The organism is Bacillus sp. FSL W7-1582, assembly GCF_038593325.1.
Taxonomy (GTDB): domain Bacteria; phylum Bacillota; class Bacilli; order Bacillales; family Bacillaceae; genus Bacillus; species Bacillus altitudinis.
The window spans coordinates 2,581,610-2,605,305 of sequence record NZ_CP151987.1 but is presented as its reverse complement, the minus strand read 5'-3'; the positions used below and the strand labels follow the sequence as shown (position 1 = coordinate 2,605,305).

At 41.4% G+C, this 23,696-nt stretch carries 21 protein-coding genes; 16 read left to right on the top strand and 5 right to left on the bottom strand.

Annotated features, from left to right (window positions below; genetic code table 11):
* Positions 1–39 precede the first annotated feature (39 nt).
* Together NSQ11_RS13390 and NSQ11_RS13385 are read left to right on the top strand one after the other, a co-directional pair.
* Positions 40–723 carry a metal-dependent hydrolase gene (locus tag NSQ11_RS13390; RefSeq protein WP_335357857.1) on the top strand — a complete coding sequence of 228 codons (684 nt, stop codon included), beginning with the start codon at positions 40–42 and terminating at the stop codon, positions 721–723.
* Between the two features lie 144 nt (positions 724–867).
* Positions 868–2,190, top strand: coding sequence for a CBS domain-containing protein (locus NSQ11_RS13385; protein WP_017358275.1), 1,323 nt, complete (start codon positions 868–870; stop codon positions 2,188–2,190).
* A gap of 38 nt (positions 2,191–2,228) precedes the next feature.
* Here the strand turns inward: NSQ11_RS13385 and NSQ11_RS13380 are convergent, their stop codons facing one another.
* On the bottom strand, positions 2,229–2,531 hold the full coding sequence (locus NSQ11_RS13380; RefSeq protein WP_008343164.1) for a YtpI family protein: 303 nt from the start codon (positions 2,529–2,531) through the stop codon (positions 2,229–2,231).
* Positions 2,532–2,678: 147 nt separating this feature from the next.
* Here NSQ11_RS13380 and NSQ11_RS13375 point away from each other — a divergent pair, with 147 nt between their 5' ends.
* Positions 2,679–3,620: a bifunctional oligoribonuclease/PAP phosphatase NrnA gene (locus NSQ11_RS13375; RefSeq protein ID WP_025207776.1), complete on the top strand. Its 942-nt coding sequence runs from the start codon at positions 2,679–2,681 to the stop codon at positions 3,618–3,620.
* A 48-nt stretch (positions 3,621–3,668) separates the two neighbouring features.
* On the opposite strand, the gene NSQ11_RS13370 is transcribed toward NSQ11_RS13375, so the two are convergent.
* The 3 genes from NSQ11_RS13370 to NSQ11_RS13360 all read right to left on the bottom strand — a co-directional run bounded on the left by NSQ11_RS13370 (position 3,669) and on the right by NSQ11_RS13360 (position 4,805).
* Positions 3,669–3,854 carry a hypothetical protein gene (locus NSQ11_RS13370; protein ID WP_008346082.1) on the bottom strand — a complete coding sequence of 62 codons (186 nt, stop codon included), beginning with the start codon at positions 3,852–3,854 and terminating at the stop codon, positions 3,669–3,671.
* Positions 3,855–3,963: 109 nt separating this feature from the next.
* Positions 3,964–4,467 (bottom strand): sporulation membrane protein YtrI, encoded by a 504-nt coding sequence (ytrI, locus tag NSQ11_RS13365; protein ID WP_007501718.1) that lies wholly within the window; start codon positions 4,465–4,467, stop codon positions 3,964–3,966.
* Positions 4,464–4,805, bottom strand: coding sequence for a YtrH family sporulation protein (locus NSQ11_RS13360; RefSeq protein ID WP_007501717.1), 342 nt, complete (start codon positions 4,803–4,805; stop codon positions 4,464–4,466). The genes ytrI and NSQ11_RS13360 overlap by 4 nt, the downstream gene beginning before the upstream one ends.
* A 137-nt stretch (positions 4,806–4,942) precedes the next feature.
* Between NSQ11_RS13360 and dnaE the strand changes: the two genes are divergently transcribed.
* The 7 genes from dnaE to NSQ11_RS13325 all read left to right on the top strand — a co-directional run bounded on the left by dnaE (position 4,943) and on the right by NSQ11_RS13325 (position 15,372).
* A complete protein-coding gene (dnaE, locus tag NSQ11_RS13355) occupies positions 4,943–8,278 on the top strand; it encodes a DNA polymerase III subunit alpha (protein ID WP_203085316.1) in 3,336 nt (1,111 codons plus the stop codon).
* A 141-nt stretch (positions 8,279–8,419) separates the two neighbouring features.
* Positions 8,420–9,652 carry a malic enzyme-like NAD(P)-binding protein gene (locus NSQ11_RS13350; RefSeq protein ID WP_007501712.1) on the top strand — a complete coding sequence of 411 codons (1,233 nt, stop codon included), beginning with the start codon at positions 8,420–8,422 and terminating at the stop codon, positions 9,650–9,652.
* A 305-nt stretch (positions 9,653–9,957) separates the two neighbouring features.
* A complete protein-coding gene (gene accD / locus NSQ11_RS13345; RefSeq protein ID WP_008346077.1) occupies positions 9,958–10,833 on the top strand; it encodes an acetyl-CoA carboxylase, carboxyltransferase subunit beta in 876 nt (291 codons plus the stop codon).
* Complete coding sequence (accA, locus tag NSQ11_RS13340) at positions 10,818–11,795, top strand: acetyl-CoA carboxylase carboxyl transferase subunit alpha (protein WP_017358272.1); 978 nt, start codon at positions 10,818–10,820, stop codon at positions 11,793–11,795. The genes accD and accA overlap by 16 nt, the downstream gene beginning before the upstream one ends.
* 339 nt (positions 11,796–12,134) lie before the next feature.
* On the top strand, positions 12,135–13,094 hold the full coding sequence (gene pfkA, locus NSQ11_RS13335; protein WP_017358271.1) for a 6-phosphofructokinase: 960 nt from the start codon (positions 12,135–12,137) through the stop codon (positions 13,092–13,094).
* Positions 13,095–13,121: 27 nt separating this feature from the next.
* Positions 13,122–14,882 (top strand): pyruvate kinase, encoded by a 1,761-nt coding sequence (gene pyk, locus NSQ11_RS13330; RefSeq protein WP_008346071.1) that lies wholly within the window; start codon positions 13,122–13,124, stop codon positions 14,880–14,882.
* Between the two features lie 100 nt (positions 14,883–14,982).
* Positions 14,983–15,372, top strand: a complete 390-nt coding sequence (locus NSQ11_RS13325; RefSeq protein ID WP_007501703.1) for an FxsA family protein — start codon at positions 14,983–14,985, stop codon at positions 15,370–15,372.
* 24 nt (positions 15,373–15,396) lie between these two features.
* Here the strand turns inward: NSQ11_RS13325 and ytvI are convergent, their stop codons facing one another.
* Complete coding sequence (ytvI, locus tag NSQ11_RS13320) at positions 15,397–16,515, bottom strand: sporulation integral membrane protein YtvI (protein ID WP_017358270.1); 1,119 nt, start codon at positions 16,513–16,515, stop codon at positions 15,397–15,399.
* A 100-nt stretch (positions 16,516–16,615) separates the two neighbouring features.
* On the opposite strand from ytvI, the gene NSQ11_RS13315 reads away from it, so the two are divergent.
* From NSQ11_RS13315 to NSQ11_RS13290, 6 genes are all read left to right on the top strand, one after another.
* A complete protein-coding gene (locus NSQ11_RS13315; RefSeq protein ID WP_017367832.1) occupies positions 16,616–17,080 on the top strand; it encodes a DUF441 domain-containing protein in 465 nt (154 codons plus the stop codon).
* Positions 17,081–17,454: 374 nt separating this feature from the next.
* Positions 17,455–18,573, top strand: coding sequence for a citrate synthase (gene citZ, locus NSQ11_RS13310; RefSeq protein ID WP_008346063.1), 1,119 nt, complete (start codon positions 17,455–17,457; stop codon positions 18,571–18,573).
* 146 nt (positions 18,574–18,719) lie between these two features.
* Positions 18,720–19,991, top strand: a complete 1,272-nt coding sequence (icd, locus tag NSQ11_RS13305) for an NADP-dependent isocitrate dehydrogenase (RefSeq protein WP_008346060.1) — start codon at positions 18,720–18,722, stop codon at positions 19,989–19,991.
* 34 nt (positions 19,992–20,025) lie between these two features.
* Positions 20,026–20,964 carry a malate dehydrogenase gene (gene mdh, locus NSQ11_RS13300; protein ID WP_007501693.1) on the top strand — a complete coding sequence of 313 codons (939 nt, stop codon included), beginning with the start codon at positions 20,026–20,028 and terminating at the stop codon, positions 20,962–20,964.
* A gap of 187 nt (positions 20,965–21,151) precedes the next feature.
* Positions 21,152–21,880 carry a response regulator transcription factor gene (locus NSQ11_RS13295; protein WP_035391157.1) on the top strand — a complete coding sequence of 243 codons (729 nt, stop codon included), beginning with the start codon at positions 21,152–21,154 and terminating at the stop codon, positions 21,878–21,880.
* The gene (locus NSQ11_RS13290) at positions 21,873–23,615 is read left to right on the top strand and encodes an ATP-binding protein (protein ID WP_017358268.1); all 1,743 of its coding nucleotides are present in this window, start codon (positions 21,873–21,875) and stop codon (positions 23,613–23,615) included. The genes NSQ11_RS13295 and NSQ11_RS13290 overlap by 8 nt, the downstream gene beginning before the upstream one ends.
* Positions 23,616–23,696: the final 81 nt, after the last annotated feature.

Here is a 23,696-nt window from a genome sequence, read left to right as displayed (position 1 = left end):
GACAAAATGAGATCAAATTCGAAAGGTGGATATATTTACATGAAAGCTACATATCATGGACATTCAGTCGTACACATTGAAACAAACGGATACCATATTTGGATTGATCCATTTTTAAATGGAAATAAGCACACAGATATCAAACCGCAAGATGTGAAAGCAGATGTGATTTTGCTCACGCACGGGCATGGAGATCACGTCGGAGACACGATTGAAATCGCTAAAAACAATGACGCACTCGTGATTGCGCCATTCGAACTTGCCACTTATTTAGGCTGGCAAGGGGTAAAAACGCACCCGCTTTCTATAGGCGGCGGACGTGAATTTGAATTTGGTAAAGTCAAGCTGACGCAAGCGTTTCATGGCTCAGCGGTCATTGATGAAGAATCCAAAACGATTACGTATACAGGGATGCCATCTGGTATTTTATTTACTGCCGAAGGCAAAACAATTTATCATGCTGGAGACACGGCTCTCTTCTCGGATATGAAACTCATTGGGGAGCTGAATCATATTGAGCTTGCCTTCCTGCCAATAGGTGATAACTTCACGATGGGACCAGACGATGCGAGAATCGCAGCAGAGTGGCTTCGTGCGAAACAAGTCGTACCGATTCATTACAGTACATTCCCGCCGATTGAGCAAGATCCTCATGCCTTTGCAGACAGCTTGCATGGCGGCGTGGGTCACTTATTAAACAGCGGAGAATCCATCGATATTTAATCAATAGGAAGAAAAGTCGGCACCCTACCGGCTTTTTTATTTGCCTGTATCGTGCTCGTGTAAAAGACAAATTGCTATTAAAAGCCTCCTGCCTTTATAATGAAATATAGATGAAAACGCTGAAAACAAAAAGGGTGAACGGGATTGGCGACAAAGCATGAGCAAATTTTATCGTATATTGATTCATTAGATGTCGGAGAGAAAATTTCTGTCCGGCGTATAGCGAAAGAAATGAAAGTCAGTGAAGGCACGGCTTACCGGGCTATTAAGGATGCTGAAAATAAAGGGTTCGTGAGCACCATTGAACGAGTCGGTACCATTCGAATTGAACAGAAGAAAAAAGAAAATATTGAAAAGCTGACATATGCGGAAGTGGTCAATGTCATTGATGGCCAGGTGCTTGGCGGACGAGCCGGCTTACATAAAACGTTAAATAAATTTGTCATCGGTGCAATGGAACTGGATGCGATGATGCGATACACAGCAGCAGGCAACCTGTTGATCGTCGGAAACCGAATCAATGCTCACCGGCAAGCATTAGAGGCGGGAGCGGCTGTGCTGGTCACGGGCGGATTCTCAACAGATGATGAAATTATTCAGCTCGCAGATGAGCTTGAGCTGCCCATTTTATCAACAAGCTACGATACATTTACCGTAGCGGCTCTCATTAACCGGGCCATTTATGACCAGTTGATTAAAAAAGAAATTGTGCTTGTGGAGGATATTTTAACGCCGATAGAACGGACCGTCTATTTATCGCCAGAAGACAAACTTGAGAAATGGTATGAAAAGAATTATGAAACTGGGCACGGCCGATTCCCGGTAGCAGACGATCAAATGAAAATTCACGGCATTTTGACCTCAAAAGATATTGCAGGCCATGACCGTTCTACACCGATTGAAAAGGTGATGACAAAAAATCCGCTGACCGTTATTGGCAAAACATCTGTCGCTTCAGCTGCACAAATGATGGTGTGGGAAGGTATTGAGGTACTGCCAGTTGTAAATGATCATGCGAAGCTGATTGGGATGATTAGCCGTCAGGACGTGCTGAAGGCGCTGCAAATGATTCAAAAGCAGCCGCAGGTCGGTGAAAAGTTGGATGATGTCGTGTCACGAGGGTTTAAGGAGACTGAGACAGAAAAACCAAAAACAGATGCGGTGTACCAATATGAAGTTTCACCACAAATGACAAATCAACTCGGTAATATTTCGTACGGTGTGTTTACACAAATTTTAATCGAATCAGCCAACCGCTTCTTAAAGTCTCATAAAAAAGGCGAACTAATTGTAGAAAGTCTTTCTGTCTATTTCTTAAAACCGGTTCAAATGGAATCCACGATACAGATCAAACCGAATATTTTAGAAGTTGGGCGCAAGTTTGGAAAGCTGGAAGTGGAAGTTTACCATCAGTCAAATATTGTAGGCAAAGCGATGTTAATGGTGCAGCTGATGGAGAGAGGATAATAGGCAAAAAAGGGCGGCATGAATGCGCCCTTTCTCTATTATGCGTGGTCTTTTTCGCCTTCCTTTAAAAAGAGCGGAAGATAGTGCTTATAGGCTTTATATCCGGCCCATGTACTGCCGATACCAACTGCAACAAAAACAAACCCAATGACAAATGCGAGTGACGAGCGGTTTAAAAATAATTGATTCACACCGAAGAGCAGGACAAAGCAGCCAAGTGCCATACTTGATTTAGCAGACCAGAATTTCTTTTCGACCGGCCGGTTCGTACGGACATTCTTTGCTTTGTAGTATAAATAAAACATGGCAGAACAAATAATAAACACAATCAAAACAAGCATGTGCCAAGCCTCCATTGTAAGTGGTTACAACCCTATTTTAAACGTAAATAGGCTTGCTTACTAGAATAAATTGTCTATTCCTCACTTTTCTGTCTGGGTAGATTATGATTTAATAATAAAAAGAGTATCGCATAAGAAGGAGTATTTATGAAAAAAGAACTGATTAGAACCATATCATTATATGACACCATCATCATTCATAGACATGTAAGACCTGATCCAGACGCATATGGATCACAGTGCGGCCTTACGGAAATCTTGCGTGCCACCTATCCAGAAAAAAATATTTATGCGACAGGAACCCCTGAGCCATCCCTTTCATTTTTATATGAATTAGATGATGTGCCGGATGAAGTGTACAAAGGTGCCCTTGTCATTGTCTGTGACACTGCGAATCAAGCTAGAATTGATGATCAGCGTTATTCAATGGGCGATAAGCTGATGAAAATTGATCATCATCCGAATGAAGATCCGTATGGTGATTTGCTTTGGGTTGATACAGAAGCAAGCTCTGTCAGTGAAATGATTTATGAGCTGTATTTAGAGGGGAAAGAAGAAGGATATCAGCTGAATACAAAGGCGGCAGAACTCATTTATGCCGGCATTGTAGGAGACACAGGCCGTTTCCTTTTCCCAAACACAACGAAAAAGACACTCAAATATGCGGGTGAACTCATCGAATATCCGTTTTCATCATCAGACCTTTTCAATCAATTGTATGAGACAGATTTGAATGTCGTGAAATTAAATGGCTATATTTTTCAACATATCTCTTTATCAGAGAATGGCGTAGCTTCTGTTTTTATTAAACGTGACATTTTGGAGTCGTTCCAAACAACAGCGCAGCAAGCCTCACAGCTTGTTGGGACACTTGGAAATATTGCAGGGATTAAGGCATGGGTCTTTTTTGTGGAAGAGAACGATCAGATTCGTGTGAGATTCCGCTCAAAAGGCGTCGTCATTAACACCATTGCTAAAAAATATCATGGCGGAGGTCACCCGCTTGCAGCCGGTGCGTCCATATATGATTGGGCAGTTGCAGATGAGATTTTGCGTGATTTAGAAGAAGTATGTAAATCATCATCGTGAGAGAGGGGCTTCAAGTCCCCCTCTCTTTTTTGAGCTTTGAGAAAAGGGTTACTTGGATACAGGGATAAACCAGCAGCCGATGTCAGTTGAATCTTCATAGGCTTGGAGATTTTGATGCTTTAATTCTTTTTTAATTAAATGGGCCATCATTTCTGTCTCAGCATAAGCACACATGCCGTCTTTAATCCGGCTTGCTTTGTCTCGTGCCATTTGACGATAGCTGTAAACCTCCATTGTTCTCACCTCTTTCTTATGATCATCTCGTTCTTCTTTTAGTGTATAAAAATAACAAGTGAAAAGCGATCATTGAGTGCAGAAATTCATAAAAATTCCACATCATCTATTATTCAGCAAAGGAAATACGCACTTCAAGCGATAGCTTTGTATAAATGGTCAGTTCAGTGACTTTAGCGCGGTATGCCTTTTCTCTAATCGTATATTCTTTATTTTCCACGGTCCGTTTTAAGAGCTCTTTTGTTTTATAGACACTTTCAATATCCTTTGTGATCACCTCAGAGATATCTTCTTTCACCTGATCTTCAAATTTCAAGGTATCTGGCTCCGGGATTTTGTACTGCTCACGGTTGACGAGGTGAACGTCTACGCTCTGAATAAGCAGACGCTGCTTATTGTCTTCATTTAATTTATGCAAATCTTCCCGATAGAGTGTGATTTGTTCTTTCAGACTGTCCATATGGTGCTGCTGGCTTCTGAGCAGTGTCACTTGTTTCTCTTGAAAGGTGCCATACGTAAAGAGAAAAATCAACCAGCTGATAATTGCGCCGAACATCATCCCAGCAAAAAAACGCTGCCAGCCTGGACGTTTATACAGCTCAGGCACCCTCATGATGACACATGCTCCTGAGTGAGCCACGTTATCAGGAGATACCCTGTTTGCGCACCGCCCATAGCAGAGATAATGAGCAAGATCTGCTTGAAAATATCACGTGTGTTCCCTTCGAAAATCCCTCTTTCAAAACTATAGACCGCATCAAAAGTTCCACCGATTGCCGCAACAAGTGCCCAAATTTTTAAGCGGTTGGCAAGACTTGAAATAATTGATAGCGGTGGCTGACCAGATAAATATGCACCTACCCCGCCTATAATAGCACCGCCCAAAATAACCCCTAGTGCGATAAAATAACAGCTAATAAAGTTTGGAATAAAGGCTTCCTTCACATCCATTTTTCCCACCTCACTCTATTCAATATATGGCGAATGCTGGACAAGTATGAACGAGCGGAAAAGAAAGAACATTTGTTTCTCACCGCATCGCGTTTTATAATGAAAGAATGAATTTAGACGAAAGGAGTGGATTAAGCATGTCCTATGTTCATCTTCAGGTCCACAGTGGATACAGCTTATTGAGCAGTGCAGCGAAGGTCAAGGAGCTCGTATTAAAGGCGAAAGAACTTGGCTATCAAGCGCTCGCTCTTACCGATGACCATGTGATGTATGGAACGGTTGAATTTTATAAGGAATGTAAAACACATGGCATCAAGCCGATTATCGGTTTAACAGCTTCTGTCTTCATAGATGAACAAGAGACAGAGGCTTATCCTTTGATCCTCCTTGCTAAAAACAATGAAGGCTATCAAAACTTGATCAAAATTAGCAGTGTCTTGAAATCAAAGTCAAAAACCGGCCTGAAAGAGAAATGGCTGAAAGCCTATCATCATGGCCTTATTGCCATCACACCAGGCGTATCCGGCTATATTGAAACGCTGCTGCAACATGATCAGCTAGATGAAGCAAGGGATGCAGCGAGCCATTTAAAAGATCTTTTTGGTGAGGAACATGTGTATTTAGCCGTTCAGCCGTTTCAGCAGGACGAAGAGCTGTCTCATAAGCTCAGGGAACTCTCAAAAAGGGCGAACATCCCGCTTGTGGCAACAGGTGACGTCCACTATATCCATCAAGAGGACAAAACCGCATATACATGTTTAAAAGCCATTAAAGCAGGCCAGCAGTTATCAGAAATTGAGGAAGACCAAGGAGACAAGCATTTCAGATCGATCGAAGAAATGATGAAGTGGTATGGTGATAATCCAGAATTGCTGGCAAGAACGGTTGAGATTGCAAACCGCTGCGAGGTCGATTTAAATCTTGGTCAGACGAAACTGCCAACTTATCCGACGCCTGATCAATCAACAGCTGATCAGTTTTTACGAAGAGTGTGCCAAGAAGGCATGAAACGAAGACAGATTGCTTCAAATGACACATATATCAAAAGGCTTGAGTATGAGCTGAGCATCATTCAAAAAATGAATTTCAGTGATTATTTCCTCATTGTGTGGGATTTTATGAAGTATGCTCATGATCATGGCATTGTCACAGGTCCTGGCCGGGGATCAGCAGCAGGCTCTTTAGTTGCGTATGTTCTGTTTATTACAGATGTCGATCCGATCCGTCACGGGCTTTTATTTGAGCGTTTTTTAAATCCTGAACGAATCAGCATGCCGGATATAGATATCGATTTTCCTGACACGAGAAGAGATGAAATCATTTCATATGTAAAAGACAAATATGGGGATATGCATGTGGCGCAAATTGTCACGTTTGGAACACTTGCCGCAAAGGCAGCTTTAAGAGATGTCGGACGTGTGATGGGAATTGATTCAAAAGCAGCAGACCACCTTGCAAAGCTCATCCCATCAAAGCCAGGGACGACACTGAAAGAAGCGGTGACAGTCTCCTCAGAATTAAAAACACTGCTCCAGCAATCTGAAGAGCTGCAAAGAGTGTTTCAAATCGCTTTAAAGGTAGAAGGATTACCAAGACATACATCAACACATGCAGCCGGCGTTGTCCTAAGTGAGGAGCCGCTCACACAAGTCGTGCCTATTCAAGAAGGCCATGATGGAGTGTATTTGACACAATATGCGATGAATTATTTAGAAGATCTCGGTCTTTTAAAAATGGATTTTTTAGGTTTGAGAAACTTAACATTAATTGAATCCATTAAAAACCAGATTGAAAGACAGGAAAACGTCCACATTAACTTTAGTGACATTTCATATGAAGATCAGAAAACGTTTGATTTGTTATCAGCGGGAGATACAACGGGGATTTTCCAGCTGGAGTCACAAGGTATGCGTCAGGTGCTGAGACGACTGAAACCTTCTAGTCTAGAAGATATCGTGGCTGTCAATGCCTTATACCGCCCGGGTCCGATGGAGAATATCCCGCTCTTTATCGACCGAAAGCATGGCAGAGTGAAAGTCTCCTACCCGCATCCAGATTTGTATGACATCTTAAAGGATACATATGGGGTCATCGTCTATCAGGAGCAAATCATGCTGATTGCAGCAAAGATGGCAGGCTTTAAGCTGGGCGAGGCTGATTTACTAAGAAGAGCCGTTTCAAAGAAGGATAAAAAGGTGCTTGATGAAGAGCGAAGCCATTTTGTTGAAGGATGCCTAAAAAAGGAGTATCCTGTTAACATTGCAAATGACGTTTATGACCTAATCGTCAAATTTGCAAACTATGGTTTTAATAGAAGCCATGCTGTTGCATATAGCATGATCGGCTTTCAGCTTGCTTATTTAAAAGCGCATTATCCGTTATATTTTATGTGCGGTCTTTTAACGAGTGTGATTGGAAATGAAGACAAAGTGGCTCAATATTTCTATGAGGCAAAGGAAAAAGGGATATCTGTGTTGAAGCCTTCTATTAATAAGAGCGAATTTCCATTCACGGTTGAAAAAGGGGAGATCCGCTACAGCTTAAGAGCGATCAAAAATGTCGGAGTGTCAGCTGTAAAGGATATATACAGAGCAAGGCAGGAAAAGCCATTTGAAGATTTATTTGATTTTTGCGCAAGGGTATCAACAAAGAGTGTCAACCGAAAAACGATTGAAGCCCTCATTTTCTCAGGGGCAATGGATGAGCTTCATCCAAATCGTGCTTCGTTATTAGCATCGATAGATATTGCGTTAGACCATGTGTCATTTTTAACACCTGAGGATCAGCTGGACTTTCTTGGGGATACAACCTTCCCACTTGAGTTAAAATATGCGGAGATAGAAGAAATGCCGCTTGTCGATCTCTTGCAATTTGAGAAAGAAGCACTCGGGTTATATTTATCAAATCACCCAGTACAAGCGTATCGAGATCGTTTGAGAGAGAATGGTGCAGTGGAAATCATCAGACTTTCTTCCTATATAAAGCGAAAGATCTCAATGGGTGGTCTTTTGACAAAGGTGAAATCGATTCGGACAAAAAATGGACAATCGATGGCATTTGTCACATTCGGGGATGAAACGGGAGAAATGGAAGGTGTCGTCTTTCCAGAGCAATTTAGAAAGCTGTCCCCCTTATTTGAGGAGGGCGCAATGCTTTATGTTGAAGGCAGAATAGATGTCAGAAATGAGAGCAGTCAAATCATCGTGCAAGAAGCTGTTCTACTGGAAGAGATGGGCTCTAAAAGAAAAGAATCTGTCTACATTCGAGTCAAAGAAGAGAACCATACGCAGGAGCTGCTAGAACAAGTGAAACGAGTGATCTCCATGCACAGCGGAGAAGCAGATGTCTATTTGTATTATGAAAAGCAAAAAAAGACGATGAGACTTCCAGATGCATACAAAGTTCATGCAGATCATGCGGTCATTTTCCAGTTAAAAGAGCTGCTCGGTGAACAAAACGTTGTGATTAAATGATGACAAATCGTCTGAATATGTTTTACAATTTCACCTATTGTGTTATCATTTTAAAGATTCTGTGTATTTAAACTGCCAAGTATGTGCTTATCAACTTAGCAATTCATTAAATCATTTTCCACTTGAAGGAGTGTTCATCACATGTCATTAAGAGAAGAAGCATTACATATGCACAAAGAGAATCAAGGCAAACTCGAATCAAAATCAAAGGTACAAGTGAAAAATGCGAAAGACTTGAGCTTGGCTTACTCACCAGGTGTGGCAGAGCCATGTAAAGATATTTATGACGACACAAGCAAAGTGTATGATTATACAATGAAAGGCAATATGGTTGCTGTTGTCACAGACGGAAGTGCTGTGTTAGGGCTTGGAAACATTGGGGCAGAAGCATCTCTTCCAGTAATGGAAGGAAAAGCCGTCTTATTCAAAAGCTTTGCAGGTGTTGATGCATTCCCAATCGCACTTGCAACAAACGATGTAGACAAAATCGTTGAAACAGTGAAGCTTCTTGAGCCGACGTTTGGCGGCGTGAACCTTGAAGATATTGCAGCACCAAACTGCTTTATCATTGAAGAGCGTTTGAAAAAAGAGACAAACATTCCTGTTTTCCACGATGATCAGCACGGGACAGCGATTGTAACAGTGGCAGGACTTGTGAATGCACTGAAGCTGTCTGGAAAATCAATGTCTTCAATTAAAGTAGTTGCAAACGGCGCTGGAGCAGCAGGAATTGCGATTATCAAACTTCTTTATCATTTCGGTGTACGTGATATCATCATGTGTGATACAAAAGGCGCTATTTATGAAGGCCGTCCGAATGGTATGAATGCAGTGAAAAATGAAGTAGCTAAATTCACGAACCAAGATCGTAAAGAAGGTTCTTTAGAAGAAGTGATTGAAGGCGCAGATGTCTTTATCGGCGTGTCAGTAGCAGGTGCTTTAACTAAAGAAATGGTTGGAAAAATGGCAAAAGATCCTGTCATCTTCGCAATGGCGAATCCAAACCCAGAGATCATGCCAGAAGATGCACATGCAGCAGGTGCAAGTGTTGTAGGAACTGGCCGTTCTGACTTCCCGAACCAAGTGAACAACGTCCTTGCATTCCCAGGAATTTTCCGCGGAGCGCTTGATGTACGTGCGACACATATTAACGAAGAAATGAAAATTGCAGCTGTTGAAGCGATTGCTTCCCTTGTATCAGATGAAGAATTGTCAGCGGAATACGTTATCCCTGCACCATTTGATGCACGAGTAGCGCCAGCGGTAGCCAAAGCAGTGGCAAAAGCAGCAATGGAAACGGGCGTTTCAAGAATCAAAGTAGACCCAGAAGCTGTTGCAGAAAAAACAAGAAAATTAACGATTATCGGCGAGTAATCGAATTGGAAAAGTGTGCACGTTCTTTCTGAATTTGGAGGAAAAACGTGCACCATTTCCTCTCTTACACGAAATTTTTTTCATCCTAAATGAGATTTTTTTGTAGACGTTCACAATTCACATATACCAACTACTCAGCGCCCCAAACCTATACTCATTTCTCATCAATTCCCCACTGAAAAAATTGAATGAAGGATGACAGCGTTTGACAAAAAAAGTACAATAGTTTCGGTACAGTTATGACATGTCCTATAATAGTGGATGTGCGTGTAAAGAAAAAACCCTTCAAAAAGGGAGGTAGTCATTTGTCAATCAAGAATATTTTCAGTAAAAAGAAAAAATATGCATCTGTACCCTCTGAACAGGCAAGTCAAGATGTGCCTGAAGGCATCATGACCAAATGTCCGCAATGTAAAAAAATAATGCTCACCAAAGAACTAGATAAAAATTTACGTGTTTGCATGAATTGCGGCAGACATTTGCAAATGAATGCAAAACAACGTATTGAAAGCCTTGTAGACGAAGGCACATTTGAAGAATTTAACGGTCACCTCATTTCTGAGAATCCGCTCGGTTTCCCAGGCTACGAAGAAAAGCTTCAGAAAGACAGAGAAAAAACATCTTTGAATGAAGCCATCGTAACAGGAAAAGGTGAAATTAAAGGTCAAAGTGCTGTCATTGCTGTCATGGATGCCACGTTCCGTATGGGCAGCATGGGCTCAGTCGTTGGTGAAAAGATTACATTAGCTATTGAGAAAGCAAAAGCGGACAAGGTGCCATTTATCATCTTCACTGCATCTGGAGGAGCAAGAATGCAAGAGGGGATTCTTAGTCTAATGCAGATGGCAAAAACAAGTTCAGCATTAAAGCTGTTCAGCGAGGATCAAGGTCTGATTATCTCTGTGATGACCAATCCGACAACTGGTGGTGTATCAGCTAGTTTTGCGTCTCTCGGTGATTACAACTTTGCTGAGCCTGGTGCATTAATTGGTTTTGCTGGTCGCAGAATCATTGAACAAACCATTCGTGAAGACCTACCAGAGGACTTCCAAACGGCTGAATTTTTAATGAAGCATGGTCAGCTAGATGCTGTGATTCACCGTGCAGAAATGAAAGAAACATTAGGCCAAATCTTAGCATTACACAGCACAGGAGGTGAACGAGAGTGGCTGGAGAACTAGAATTTGAAAAACCTGTCATTGAACTTCGAGCGAAAATTGATGAATTGAAAAAGTTCACACAAAACTCAGAGATGGATTTAAGTGCGGAAATTGAGCGCCTTGAAACGCGTCTGAGTAAGCTTGAAACAGACATTTATACAAATTTAAAGCCGTGGGACAGAGTACAAATTGCTCGTCATGCGATGCGCCCAACAACTCTCGATTACATTCAAGAGCTGTTTGATCACTTTTTCGAATGTCACGGTGATCGTTTTTATGGCGACGATGAAGCCATCGTTGGAGGAATTGCCACGTTTAAAGGACTTCCTGTCACAGTCATTGGTCATCAGCGCGGAAAAGACACAAAAGAAAACTTGCGCCGTAATTTCGGGATGCCGCATCCAGAAGGTTACCGTAAAGCATTGCGCTTGATGAAACAAGCAGATAAATTTAATCGTCCAATCATTTGCTTTATTGATACAAAAGGAGCTTATCCTGGTAAAGCAGCTGAAGAACGCGGGCAAAGTGAAGCAATTGCGAAAAACCTTTTCGAAATGGCAGGACTTCGTGTACCGGTTGTCTGTATTGTCATTGGAGAAGGCGGAAGTGGCGGAGCACTAGGCTTAGGCGTAGGAAACCACCTATTTATGCTAGAGAACTCAACATATTCAGTGATTTCACCTGAAGGTGCAGCAGCACTGCTCTGGAAGGACTCATCACTTGCGAAAAAAGCTGCAGAATCAATGAAAATTACCGCTCCAGACCTAAAAGAATTAGATATTATAGATGATGTTATTAAAGAAGTGCAAGGTGGAGCACACCGAGACGTGAAACAACAAGCAGCCTACATTGAAAAAACATTAAAACAGTCACTTACATCTTTGCTCAAACAATCGCCTGAAGAATTAGTCGAACAAAGATATCAAAAATACAAAGCAATCGGTAAAGTATCGATTGAAAATCAATATATTGGGGTAAACTAAATAAACGTACAGCCTTTTGGCTGGCGTTTATTTTTTTCGTCTTTTTTCATCAAAACGATCTGATGTAAGCGCTATTTGAAAATAATTTTCTTTTGTTTTCATAAAATTTGAAACGTCTGAAAACGTTGATTTGACAAGGTTTAGAGCACTTGAATCAACTGTTTTTTGAACAAAGTGCTTTCATGACTTTCTTAACTTTTGTTTAAAAACATTTTATTTAATTGTATAATAAGTACGGTTTTAGAAATTCGTATTGAAAACATCCGGTTTTGCTCATGATTGTTTTCAAGCAGTGGAAATGGTATGTTTAATTCATATATGGTCTCTGAGGTGAAAAAGATGAAGCGTATAGGAGTTTTAACGAGCGGTGGGGATTCCCCAGGAATGAATGCAGCTGTGCGCGCAGTTGTAAGGAAAGCAATTTACCATAATGTAGAAGTTTACGGTATTTATAATGGATATTCAGGTCTAATTAACGGTAAAATTGAGAAACTCGAAATAGGTTCAGTAGGCGATATCATTCATCGCGGGGGAACAAAACTTTACACGGCAAGATGTCCTGAATTCAAGACAGTTGAAGGTCGTGAAAAAGGGATTGAGAACTTAAAAAAATTCGGTATTGAAGGACTTGTTGTCATCGGTGGAGATGGCTCATTCATGGGAGCGAAGAAGTTAACAGAGCTCGGTTTTCCATGTGTAGGTGTCCCTGGCACGATTGACAATGACATTCCTGGTACTGATTTCACTATTGGCTTTGATACAGCACTAAATACAGTCATTGATGCCATTGATAAAATTCGTGATACAGCCACATCTCATGAACGTACATACGTAGTGGAAGTAATGGGAAGACATGCAGGGGATATTGCCCTTTGGTCAGGTCTTGCAGGCGGAGCTGAATCGATTTTGATTCCTGAAGCAGACTATGACATGGACGAAATTATTGCCAGATTGAGAAGAGGACATGAGCGCGGCAAGAAGCACAGTATCATCATCGTCGCAGAAGGCGTAGGCAGCGGTGTCGAATTTGGTAAGAGAATTGAAGAGGAGACAAGCCTTGAAACGCGTGTATCTGTCTTAGGACATATTCAACGTGGAGGTTCTCCAAGTGCGTTTGACCGAGTGCTCGCAAGTCGCTTAGGAGCGTATGCAGTAGAACTTCTTCTTGAAGGAAGAGGCGGACGCTGTGTAGGCATTCAAAGCAACGAACTCGTTCATCACGATATTTTAGACATCTTAGATAAAAAGCATACAGTCGATCAAAATATGTACCGACTTTCACAAGAGCTCTCTATATAAAACGAGAAGACCTTAGGAGGAACAGTAATGAGAAAGACAAAAATCGTTTGTACAATCGGTCCAGCAAGTGAAAGCATTGAAAAGCTGACTGAATTGATTGAAGCAGGAATGAATGTAGCCAGACTAAACTTCTCTCATGGAGATTTTGAAGAGCATGGTGCACGAATTGAAAACATTCGCAAAGCAGGTAAAACTTTAGGCAAGGACATTGCGATCCTTCTTGATACAAAAGGTCCAGAGATCCGTACACGTACAGTTGAAAACGGCTCAATTGAGTTAGTTGCTGGTGCTGATCTTATCGTGAGTATGGAAGACATTGTGGGAAACACTGAAAAAATCAGTGTGACGTACGAAGATTTAATTCATGATGTAGAAGTGGGCTCAACCATTTTATTAGATGATGGTCTGATTGGTCTAGAAGTAAAAGAATTAAATAAGGACCGAAAAGAAATCGTCACAAAAGTGATGAATACAGGTACACTGAAAAACAAAAAAGGTGTCAACGTACCAGGTGTGAGTGTGAACTTGCCGGGTATTACAGAAAAGGATGCCAATGATATTCTGTTTGGAATTGAACAAGGTGTCGATTTCATCGCAGCTTCTTTTGTAAGACGAGCTTCTGATGTTCTTGAGATTCGTGAGCTGCTTGAAAAGAACAACGCAGCTGACATTCAAATCATTCCGAAGATTGAAAACCAAGAGGGCGTTGATAACATCGATGAAATCCTTGAGGTATCAGATGGACTGATGGTCGCGCGTGGAGATCTTGGTGTAGAGATTCCGGCAGAAGAAGTACCACTTGTTCAAAAAATGCTAATCAAAAAATGCAACCGTTTAGGCAAGCCTGTCATCACAGCAACTCAAATGCTGGATAGCATGCAGCGTAACCCGCGTCCAACTCGTGCAGAAGCAAGTGATGTGGCAAATGCTATTTTTGATGGTACAGATGCGATCATGCTATCTGGTGAAACAGCAGCAGGAACATATCCAGTTGAAGCTGTGCAAACGATGCACAACATTGCCTCACGTTCAGAGGAAGCACTTAACTATAAAGCAATCCTTTCTCGCAGAAGCGAAGAAGTAGAGGTCAGCATTACAGATGCGATCGGTCAATCTGTTGCGCACACAGCTATGAAGCTTGATGTGGCAGCGATTGTGACACCTACTGAGAGTGGTCATACTGCAAGAATGATTTCAAAATATAGACCAAAAGCACCAATCGTAGCAGTCACAGCAAACGAATCAGTGGCAAGAAAACTTTCACTCGTATTCGGTGTATTTGCAAAGAGCGGTTCAAAAACGACATCTACTGATGAAATGCTTGAGAATGCAGTAGAAAAGTCAATTGAAACAGGCTATGTAAGACATGGTGATTTAATCGTGATTACAGCTGGTGTGCCAGTTGGTGAAACAGGTACAACCAACTTAATGAAAGTGTATGTTGTCGGTGACATCATTGCGAAGGGTCAAGGAATTGGCCGCAAATCTGCATTTGGACCGGTTGTTATTGCACAGAGCGGAAAAGAAGCAGAGGAAAAAATGTACGATGGTGCGATTCTTGTCGCAAACTGCACAGATCGTGATATGATGGGTGCTTTAGAAAAAGCGTCTGCCCTTATCACGGAAGAAGGCGGTTTAACAAGCCATGCAGCAGTCGTTGGGCTCAGTCTTGGCATTCCAGTCATTGTTGGTCTCGACAGTGCCACAACACTTCTAAAAGAAGGCGAAGAGATTACAGTAGATCCAGCACGCGGAGCGATCTACAAAGGCCGTGCAAGCGTCCTTTAAATCACACACGAGGGGAGTTATCTGACTCCTCTCTTTTTTTATGTTACACTAAAAAAAGTAAACAGCTTTCGATGAAAGAGACCCCATGAGGTGATATGGCTTGAAAAAATATTTTCTACTATTATTGATTCTGTTCCCAGCAGTTGAAATTAGTTTATTTTTAATCTCAAGTAACATCATTGGTATTTTACCAACGATGCTAGTCATTGTGCTGACAAGTGCACTAGGTGCTTACTTTGCAAGAAAACAAGGAATAGAAGCATTTCAGAAAGTGCAGCGAGATTTACAATATGGCAAAATGCCAGGGGCCACCATTGTCGATGGCTTCTGCATTCTGATCGGTGGTTTGCTGCTGCTCATACCTGGATTCCTTTCTGATCTGATTGGGGCTGTTCTGCTCATTCCCATGACAAGAAAACGGATCAAACCGCTCTTTGAGCGCTGGCTTAGAAACATGTCCAATCGCAAACGCTATACGATTATACGCTAAAGAGACCTTCGCATCAGGTCTCTTTTACTTTTGCGCACCATACCGAATGTACTGATAAAGGTCTCTGAAAACCCCTGCATTACGAAACGCCTGCCAAACGACAAGAGAAGCGGGACCGAGTGCAAGTCCAAGAAAACCAAAGCATTTTAACCCGACAAACAGTGCCACGAGTGTTGCTAAAGGATTAAGACCGATTGATTTACTTAAGACTTTTGGCTCTGATATTTGTCTTTGAATGAGCACCACAATATACAAAATGCCCAGTCCAATGGCGAGTGAAAGATTTCCTGTCATGGCGGAGTAAATGATCCACGGAAGAAAAACCGTGCCACTGCCGATGTAAGGAAGTAAATCAACTAGACCAATACATAGAGCGATCACAATCGCATGCTCGACCTTTAAGATGAAAAGTCCAATCAGCACGATACCAATGGTCATGGCAACAAGGAGAAGCTGGGCTTTCATAAAGCCAGAAATGGCTTTTTTGATTTCAGATAAAATGGCACGTGTATGAAGCATCCATTTGGCGGGAAAGATACGAGAACCATATTTTTTTAACGTAAACCAATCTTTTGTGATAAAAAAAGTCGCTAGTGCGGAAAATAAAAGCGTCGCTGCTGCATCAGGCAAAAGACCTAAAAAAGCTGGAATGAATTCAAGAGTTTTTGAAAGGAAAGTCCCGATTTTTGCCGCTGCTTCGTCACCAAGTGCTTGGATTTGTCCTAAAATCGATTCCTTTTGACCTGCTTGAAGAGTATTAAATTGAGCAGTCAAATCATGATATAAAGGCAAAATCTGATCTGTGAAAAAACGTTCCACGATCCCAATCATTTGGTCAAGATGACCTGGAAGTACCTTTGCTAAATAAGCACTTCCTGAAATGATTTCCGCTACTAAAAGTGTCATGAATCCGGCTGCTACCACTAAAAAGAGTAATAGCACAATGATGACAACAAAACCTCTTGGCATCCCGGTCATGTTTTCGATTTTGCATACGGCTGGATGAATCAAACACGACACGGCAAATGCAATCCAAAATGGATATAAAAACGGAAAAGACTGATATAAAAAAACAACCGCACAAACGGCGATGCTGAAAATCATCAAACTTCGCAAAAAAATGCCCACATAAGTGTGATTCACACAATCCCCTCCAAAAAACAAGCATGTCCGATACTTCATTTTATTCAAAAAGATTAGTAATATGAAAAGGTCGCAATAAAAAGAAAGGAAGGGGCGGCATATGTTCACTCAAGCCAATTTATTTTTAATTCTTTTACTCGTCATTGCACTCATAGCGAAGAACAATTCGTTAATTTTAGCGGTTTCTGTGCTGATTGCGATTAAACTCATTGGATTGGACCAAAAAATTTTCCCGGTTTTGCAATCAAAAGGTATCAATTGGGGTGTGACGGTCATCACGATCGCAGTGCTTGTACCGATCGCAACAGGGGACATTGGATTTAAACAGCTTGGAGAAGCAATGAAATCCTCTTATGCTTGGATTGCACTCGGAGCGGGTATATTAGTAGCATTAATTGCAAAAAACGGCATTGTGCTACTCGAAAACGATCCGCATATCACAGCAGCACTTGTATTCGGTACGATTTTGGCAGTCAGCTTATTCAAAGGTGTGGCTGTTGGCCCGCTGATTGGTGCTGGAATTGCCTATTTAGCGATGCAAGCAGTGAAATTTTTCAGCGGTTAAAAAGAGAGTGGCTCATGCCACTTTCTTTTGATTTTTTTCTGGCGTGAGCTTTTGCAAAAAAACATAATTAAATATATTAAAAGAAGCAAAATCCCTTTATTCCATGCCCGAACCGGAAGGCTGGAAAAAAAAATATCAAAAAAAATTATAGTTAAACATTTAACAAATGTCTGATTATTGTTTATAATGGGAATAGGCTTAATTTTGAACTCATTGATCAAACACGAGATATGAGGCTAAAAGCGCTCTAACCGTATAGGTAAATGTAAGCATTTTCTTTTCTAAACCTGCCAGCCTATTTTGGTTGGATAGCGCTTTCAAAAAGCGAGAATTTTGCAACGAAGGGGAATCTTTTTAAAAAGGGGAGATTGAACATGACAGCAACAAGAGGTCTTGAAGGTATCGTGGCAACAACTTCATCCGTAAGCTCAATTATTGATGATACTCTTACTTATGTAGGGTACAATATCGATGATTTAACTGAAAAAGCGACTTTCGAAGAAATTGTCTACCTGTTATGGCACTTAAAGCTGCCGAATGAGCAGGAGCTAAGCGAGTTAAAGCAGCAGCTCAATGAAAATGCTCATATTCCGCAAGAGATCATTGAGCACTTTAAATCTTATTCGCTGGATGGGGTTCATCCAATGTCTGCGATTCGTACAGCGGTATCCTTATTAGGTTTACTTGATGACGAATCAGAAATTATGGACAAAGAAGCGAATTACAGAAAAGCCATTCGCTTACAAGCGAAAATTTCTGGACTTGTCGCTGCATTTTCACGCATTCGAAAGGGACTTGAGCCTGTACAGCCAAAAGAAGAATACAGCTATGCTGCAAACTTCTTATATATGCTAAACGGCGAAGAGCCTTCACCAGTAGAAATTGAAGCGATTGATAAAGCGCTCATTCTACATGCGGATCACGAATTAAACGCATCGACATTTACAGCACGTGTATGTGTTGCTACACTATCAGATATCTACTCTGGTGTAACAGCAGCTATCGGCGCATTGAAAGGACCACTTCATGGCGGCGCGAATGAAGGCGTAATGAAGATGCTCTCAGAAATTGGCGAAGTTGAAAACGTAGATTCCTATATTCATGGTAAGCTAGAGAAGAAAGAGAAAATTATGGGCTTTGGCCACCGCGTTTACCGCCAGGGTGACCCGCGTGCAAAACATTTAAAAGAAATGAGCCAGCGCTTAACAAATCTCACAGGCGAGCCAAAATGGTATGAAATGTCTGTACGCGCAGAGGAAATCGTGACATCAGAGAAAAATCTTCCACCAAATGTTGATTTTTATTCTGCTTCTGTCTATCACAGTCTTGGGATTGATCATGACTTGTTTACACCAATTTTCGTGATCAGCCGATTCTCTGGATGGATTGCTCACATTTTAGAGCAATATGACAACAACCGTCTGATCCGTCCAAGAGCTGACTATATTGGACCTGATCTTCAAACGTTTGTTCCGATCAGTGAAAGAGACTAATGTTTATAGAATAGCGGAGGCTGATCCATCTAAACCAATCAGCCTCCATATCAACAAAAAACGAATCACGTGAAAAACTTCTTGGCTTGCAGACATCAAGCTTGGAAGTTTCAAATATTCACTACATAACCTGGGAGGTAATATCATTGTCACAAGGCGAAAAAATTACAGTTACTGGCGGCGTATTGAATGTACCAAATAATCCAATTATCCCGTTTATCGAAGGGGACGGAATCGGTCCTGACATTTGGAAAGCAGCATCAAGAGTTCTTGAAGCAGCTGTAGAAAAAGCATATAAAGGTGAAAAGCAAATCACTTGGAAAGAAGTATATGCAGGTGAAAAAGCTTACAATAAAACTGGCGAGTGGCTTCCAGAGCAAACACTTGAAGACATTCGTGAATATTTAATCGCGATCAAAGGACCACTGACAACACCAATTGGCGGAGGAATCCGTTCATTGAACGTGGCACTAAGACAAGAGCTTGATTTATTCACATGCTTACGTCCAGTTCGCTGGTTCCAAGGCGTACCATCTCCTGTGAAACGTCCAGAAGACACAGACATGGTCATCTTCCGTGAAAACACTGAAGATATCTATGCAGGAATCGAGTATGCAAAAGGTTCAGACGAAGTGAAGAAGTTAATCGACTTCTTGAAAAACGAATTAGGTGTGAATAAAATCCGTTTCCCAGAAACATCAGGTATCGGAATCAAACCAGTTTCTGAAGAAGGAACATCTCGTCTTGTCAGAGCAGCGATCCAATATGCGATTGACCAAGGCCGTAAATCTGTGACACTTGTTCACAAAGGAAACATCATGAAATTTACAGAAGGAGCCTTCAAAAACTGGGGCTACGAAGTGGCTGAAAAAGAGTTCGGCGACAAAGTCTTTACATGGGCACAATATGATCGTATTGTAGAACAAGATGGAAAAGATGCGGCAAACAAAGCGCAAAGTGAAGCAGAAGCTGCTGGCAAAATCATTGTCAAAGACAGCATTGCAGATATTTTCCTTCAACAAATTTTAACTCGTCCAGCTGAGTTCGATGTTGTCGCAACAATGAACTTAAACGGAGACTACATCTCTGATGCACTTGCAGCACAAGTTGGTGGAATTGGTATCGCACCTGGTGCAAATATCAACTACGAAACAGGACACGCTATTTTTGAAGCGACTCACGGAACAGCACCGAAATATGCTGGTCTTGATAAAGTGAATCCATCTTCTGTTCTTCTATCAGGCGTGCTTTTACTTGAGCACCTTGGATGGCAAGAAGCTGCTGATCTAGTGATTCAATCTGTTGAAAAAACAATTGCATCTAAAGTCGTCACGTACGATTTTGCTAGATTAATGGACGGTGCAACAGAAGTGAAATGTTCTGAGTTTGCTGACGAGCTCATCAAAAACTTGTCTTGATTCTTAAACTTTAAAGTTAAAGGGGAAAAAGGAAATGGCAAACAAGCGTAAAAAAGTATCTGTCATCGGAGCAGGCTTTACTGGAGCAACTACAGCATTTCTAACAGCTCAAAAAGAATTAGCGGATGTCGTATTAGTGGATATCCCTCAGCTTGAGAACCCGACAAAAGGGAAAGCACTTGACATGCTGGAAGCAAGTCCTGTTCAAGGCTTCGATGCGAATATTACAGGAACTTCTAACTACGAAGATACAGCCGGTTCTGATGTCGTGGTCATTACGGCAGGAATTGCAAGAAAGCCGGGAATGAGCCGTGACGACCTCGTGTCAACAAATGAAAAAATCATGCGCAGTGTGACACGTGAAATCGTTAAATATTCTCCAGAAGCGATCATTGTTGTGTTAACAAACCCTGTTGATGCAATGACATATGCAGTTTATAAAGAATCAGGATTACCAAAAGAAAAAGTCATCGGACAATCAGGAATTCTTGATACAGCACGTTTCCGTACGTTCGTTGCTCAAGAATTAAACCTATCTGTGAAAGATGTGACGGGCTTTGTTCTTGGCGGACATGGGGACGACATGGTTCCTCTTGTACGTTACTCTTATGCAGGCGGTATCCCGCTGGAAACATTAATTCCTAAAGAGCGAATTGATGCAATTGTTGAAAGAACAAGAAAAGGCGGCGGTGAAATCGTCAACCTATTAGGTAACGGTAGTGCGTATTATGCACCTGCTGCTTCACTCGTTGAAATGGTTGAGGCGATCTTAAAAGATCAACGCCGCGTCATGCCGACGATTGCATACCTTGAAGGTGAATATGGCTACGAAGGCATTTACCTTGGAGTTCCAACAATCGTAGGTGGAAACGGCCTTGAGCAGATCATCGAGCTTGAGCTGACAGAAGAAGAAAGAAGTCAGCTTGACCGTTCTGTTGAATCTGTAAAGAACGTCATGAAAGTATTGTCTTAATATGAATAAAAAAGAAGGCTTCTCGTATGAGGAGTCTTCTTTTTGTTTACAAAGCCAATCTTGTCGAAATTTTAAATTGTTCTCTTGTTAAGCTTTCGTTAAAATGAAAGAGAAAGCATGACTTCTCGCTTTTCACATAAGATACAAAAAAACGGATGTAGGGGAAATCACTAATTGGAGGCACAACATGAATAAAAAAATATTAGTTGTGGATGATGAAGAATCAATTGTAACACTTCTAAGCTATAACCTTGAAAGGGCGGGCTACGATGTCGTCACAGCAAGAGACGGAGAAGAAGCGCTTGAAAAAGCAGCAAGTGAACAGCCTGATCTGATTGTGCTTGATTTAATGCTTCCAAAAATGGACGGCATTGAAGTGTGCAAACAACTGAGAATTCAAAAAATGATGTTCCCTATTTTAATGCTGACAGCAAAGGACGATGAATTTGATAAGGTGCTCGGTCTTGAACTTGGAGCCGATGATTACATGACAAAACCTTTCAGTCCTAGAGAAGTGGGTGCTCGGGTAAAAGCCATTTTGAGAAGAGCACAGCAATCTCAGCCGACTCCAGTGCAAGAAGAGAAGGAAGAGATCATTGCAGACCAAATCAAAATTGGAGACCTGCGCATTTTACCTGAACATTACGAAGTCTATTTCCAAGAAGAACGTCTAGAGCTTACGCCAAAGGAATTTGAACTGCTTCTTTATTTGGCTAAGCATAAAGGCCGTGTCCTTACGCGTGATCTATTGTTAAGTGCGGTTTGGAATTATGACTTTGCAGGTGATACTCGTATTGTGGATGTGCATATCAGCCACTTGCGGGACAAAATTGAAAAGAACACAAAAAAACCAACATATATTAAAACCATTCGAGGCTTAGGCTACAAATTGGAGGAGCCAAAGCCAAATGAGTAAAGTGAGAACCCGCCTTTTTTCTGGGCTCATTTTTCTCTTGTTTATTGTGTTTGTTGCGCTTGGTCTTTTCTTGGATCATATGTTTCATATTTTCTATGAAACAAAATTAACCGAACGAATGGAAAAGGAATCGAGTTTTCTCCTTTCTTCTATGAATGTTGAAGATTTGAATGCGGAGCAAAACAAGAAGATTCTCAATCAAGCAAAGCAACATCTCGATATGAATGCGTCGATTGTGGACGTGAAGGGGAATATCATACATACAACGGGTCAAGCAGAACAAAGGGCTGTCATTTTAAACACACTGAAAAGTGAGCAGCTCCAAACAAAAGGAACGTTCATTGAGGATGAGAAGGATGCGCTGTTTCATTATGCAGTCCCAATGATGAAACAAAACGAACCGGCGGGATATTTATTTCTTCATGCTTCATTCCAGCCTTTGAATGAGATTGATGGTCAGCTCTGGCTTGCATTAGCCTTTTGTCTTGGTTCAGCCATTATTATCATCGTCTTTTTTGGCTATCGCATGTCGATGAAGTATGTAAAGCCGATTGATTATGCCACAAAGGTGGCCAAACAGCTTGAACGAGGGAACTATGATACAAATAACTATGAAGAGCTGATCATTGAAACAAGTGAACTCAATACATCAATGAAGCGTCTGGCAGAAAGTCTTCAAGACATGACAAGCGCTGGCGAAATGCAGCGAGATCGTCTGCAAACAGTCATTGAAAACATTGGAGCGGGGATTATTTTGATTGATAAAATGGGCTATATTCACTTAGTCAATCGAACATTCCGCAAGCAATTCAAAGTGCAAAAACATATTTACATGCACAAGCTGTATCATGAAGCCTTTACCCATGAAGAGATTATTGAGTTAATAGACGAAATTTTCATGACAGAAACCAAGGTCCGAAAGTTTTTACGTCTCGCTGTTGACATCGAGCGCCGTTATTTCCAAGTCGATGGTGTCCCGATCTTAAGTACAGACGATGAATGGAAAGGGATTGTTCTTGTCTTTCATGATGTGACAGAAACAAAGCAGCTAGAACAGATGCGAAAAGACTTTGTCGCTAACGTGTCACATGAATTAAAGACACCGATCACATCAATTAAAGGCTTTTCTGAAACACTTCTGGATGGTGCCATTGACGATAAAGAAGCGCTGACACAATTTTTGTCCATCATCCTAAAAGAGAGTATTCGTTTAGAAACGCTCATCCAAGACTTACTTGATCTCTCGAAAATTGAACAGCAGCATTTTAAGCTGAATATTCAAGAAGCCAATGCGACAGAAATCATTCAAGAGATTGAAGTACTGCTAAAACAAAAGGCTGCTGAAAAAGGCATTGACCTACAAGTGCGTGTCCCGAAAGAGCCGGTCTATGTCATGGCAGATCCGCTGAGATTAAAACAAATTTTCCTCAACCTGATCAATAATGCCCTCACCTATACACCAGAGGGAGGAAGTGTCACGATCACAGCAAGACAGAGGAAAGACAGCTATGAATTTGATGTAGCAGATACAGGGATCGGTATGAAAAAGAGTGAGATTCCAAGAATATTCGAGAGGTTTTATCGAATTGATAAAGATAGAAGTAGAAACTCAGGCGGTACAGGGCTTGGTCTTGCCATTGTCAAACACCTTGTCGAAGCACATGAAGGAACGATTTCTGTTCATAGCAAACAAGGCAAAGGGACGACGTTTACCGTTAGTTTAAAGTCAAAATAGAGAAGAATGGAAAGTGGCGTTAAAATTTACATGATCTTTACAATGAATTCATGTTTTGTTAATCAATCATTGGTAGGATGA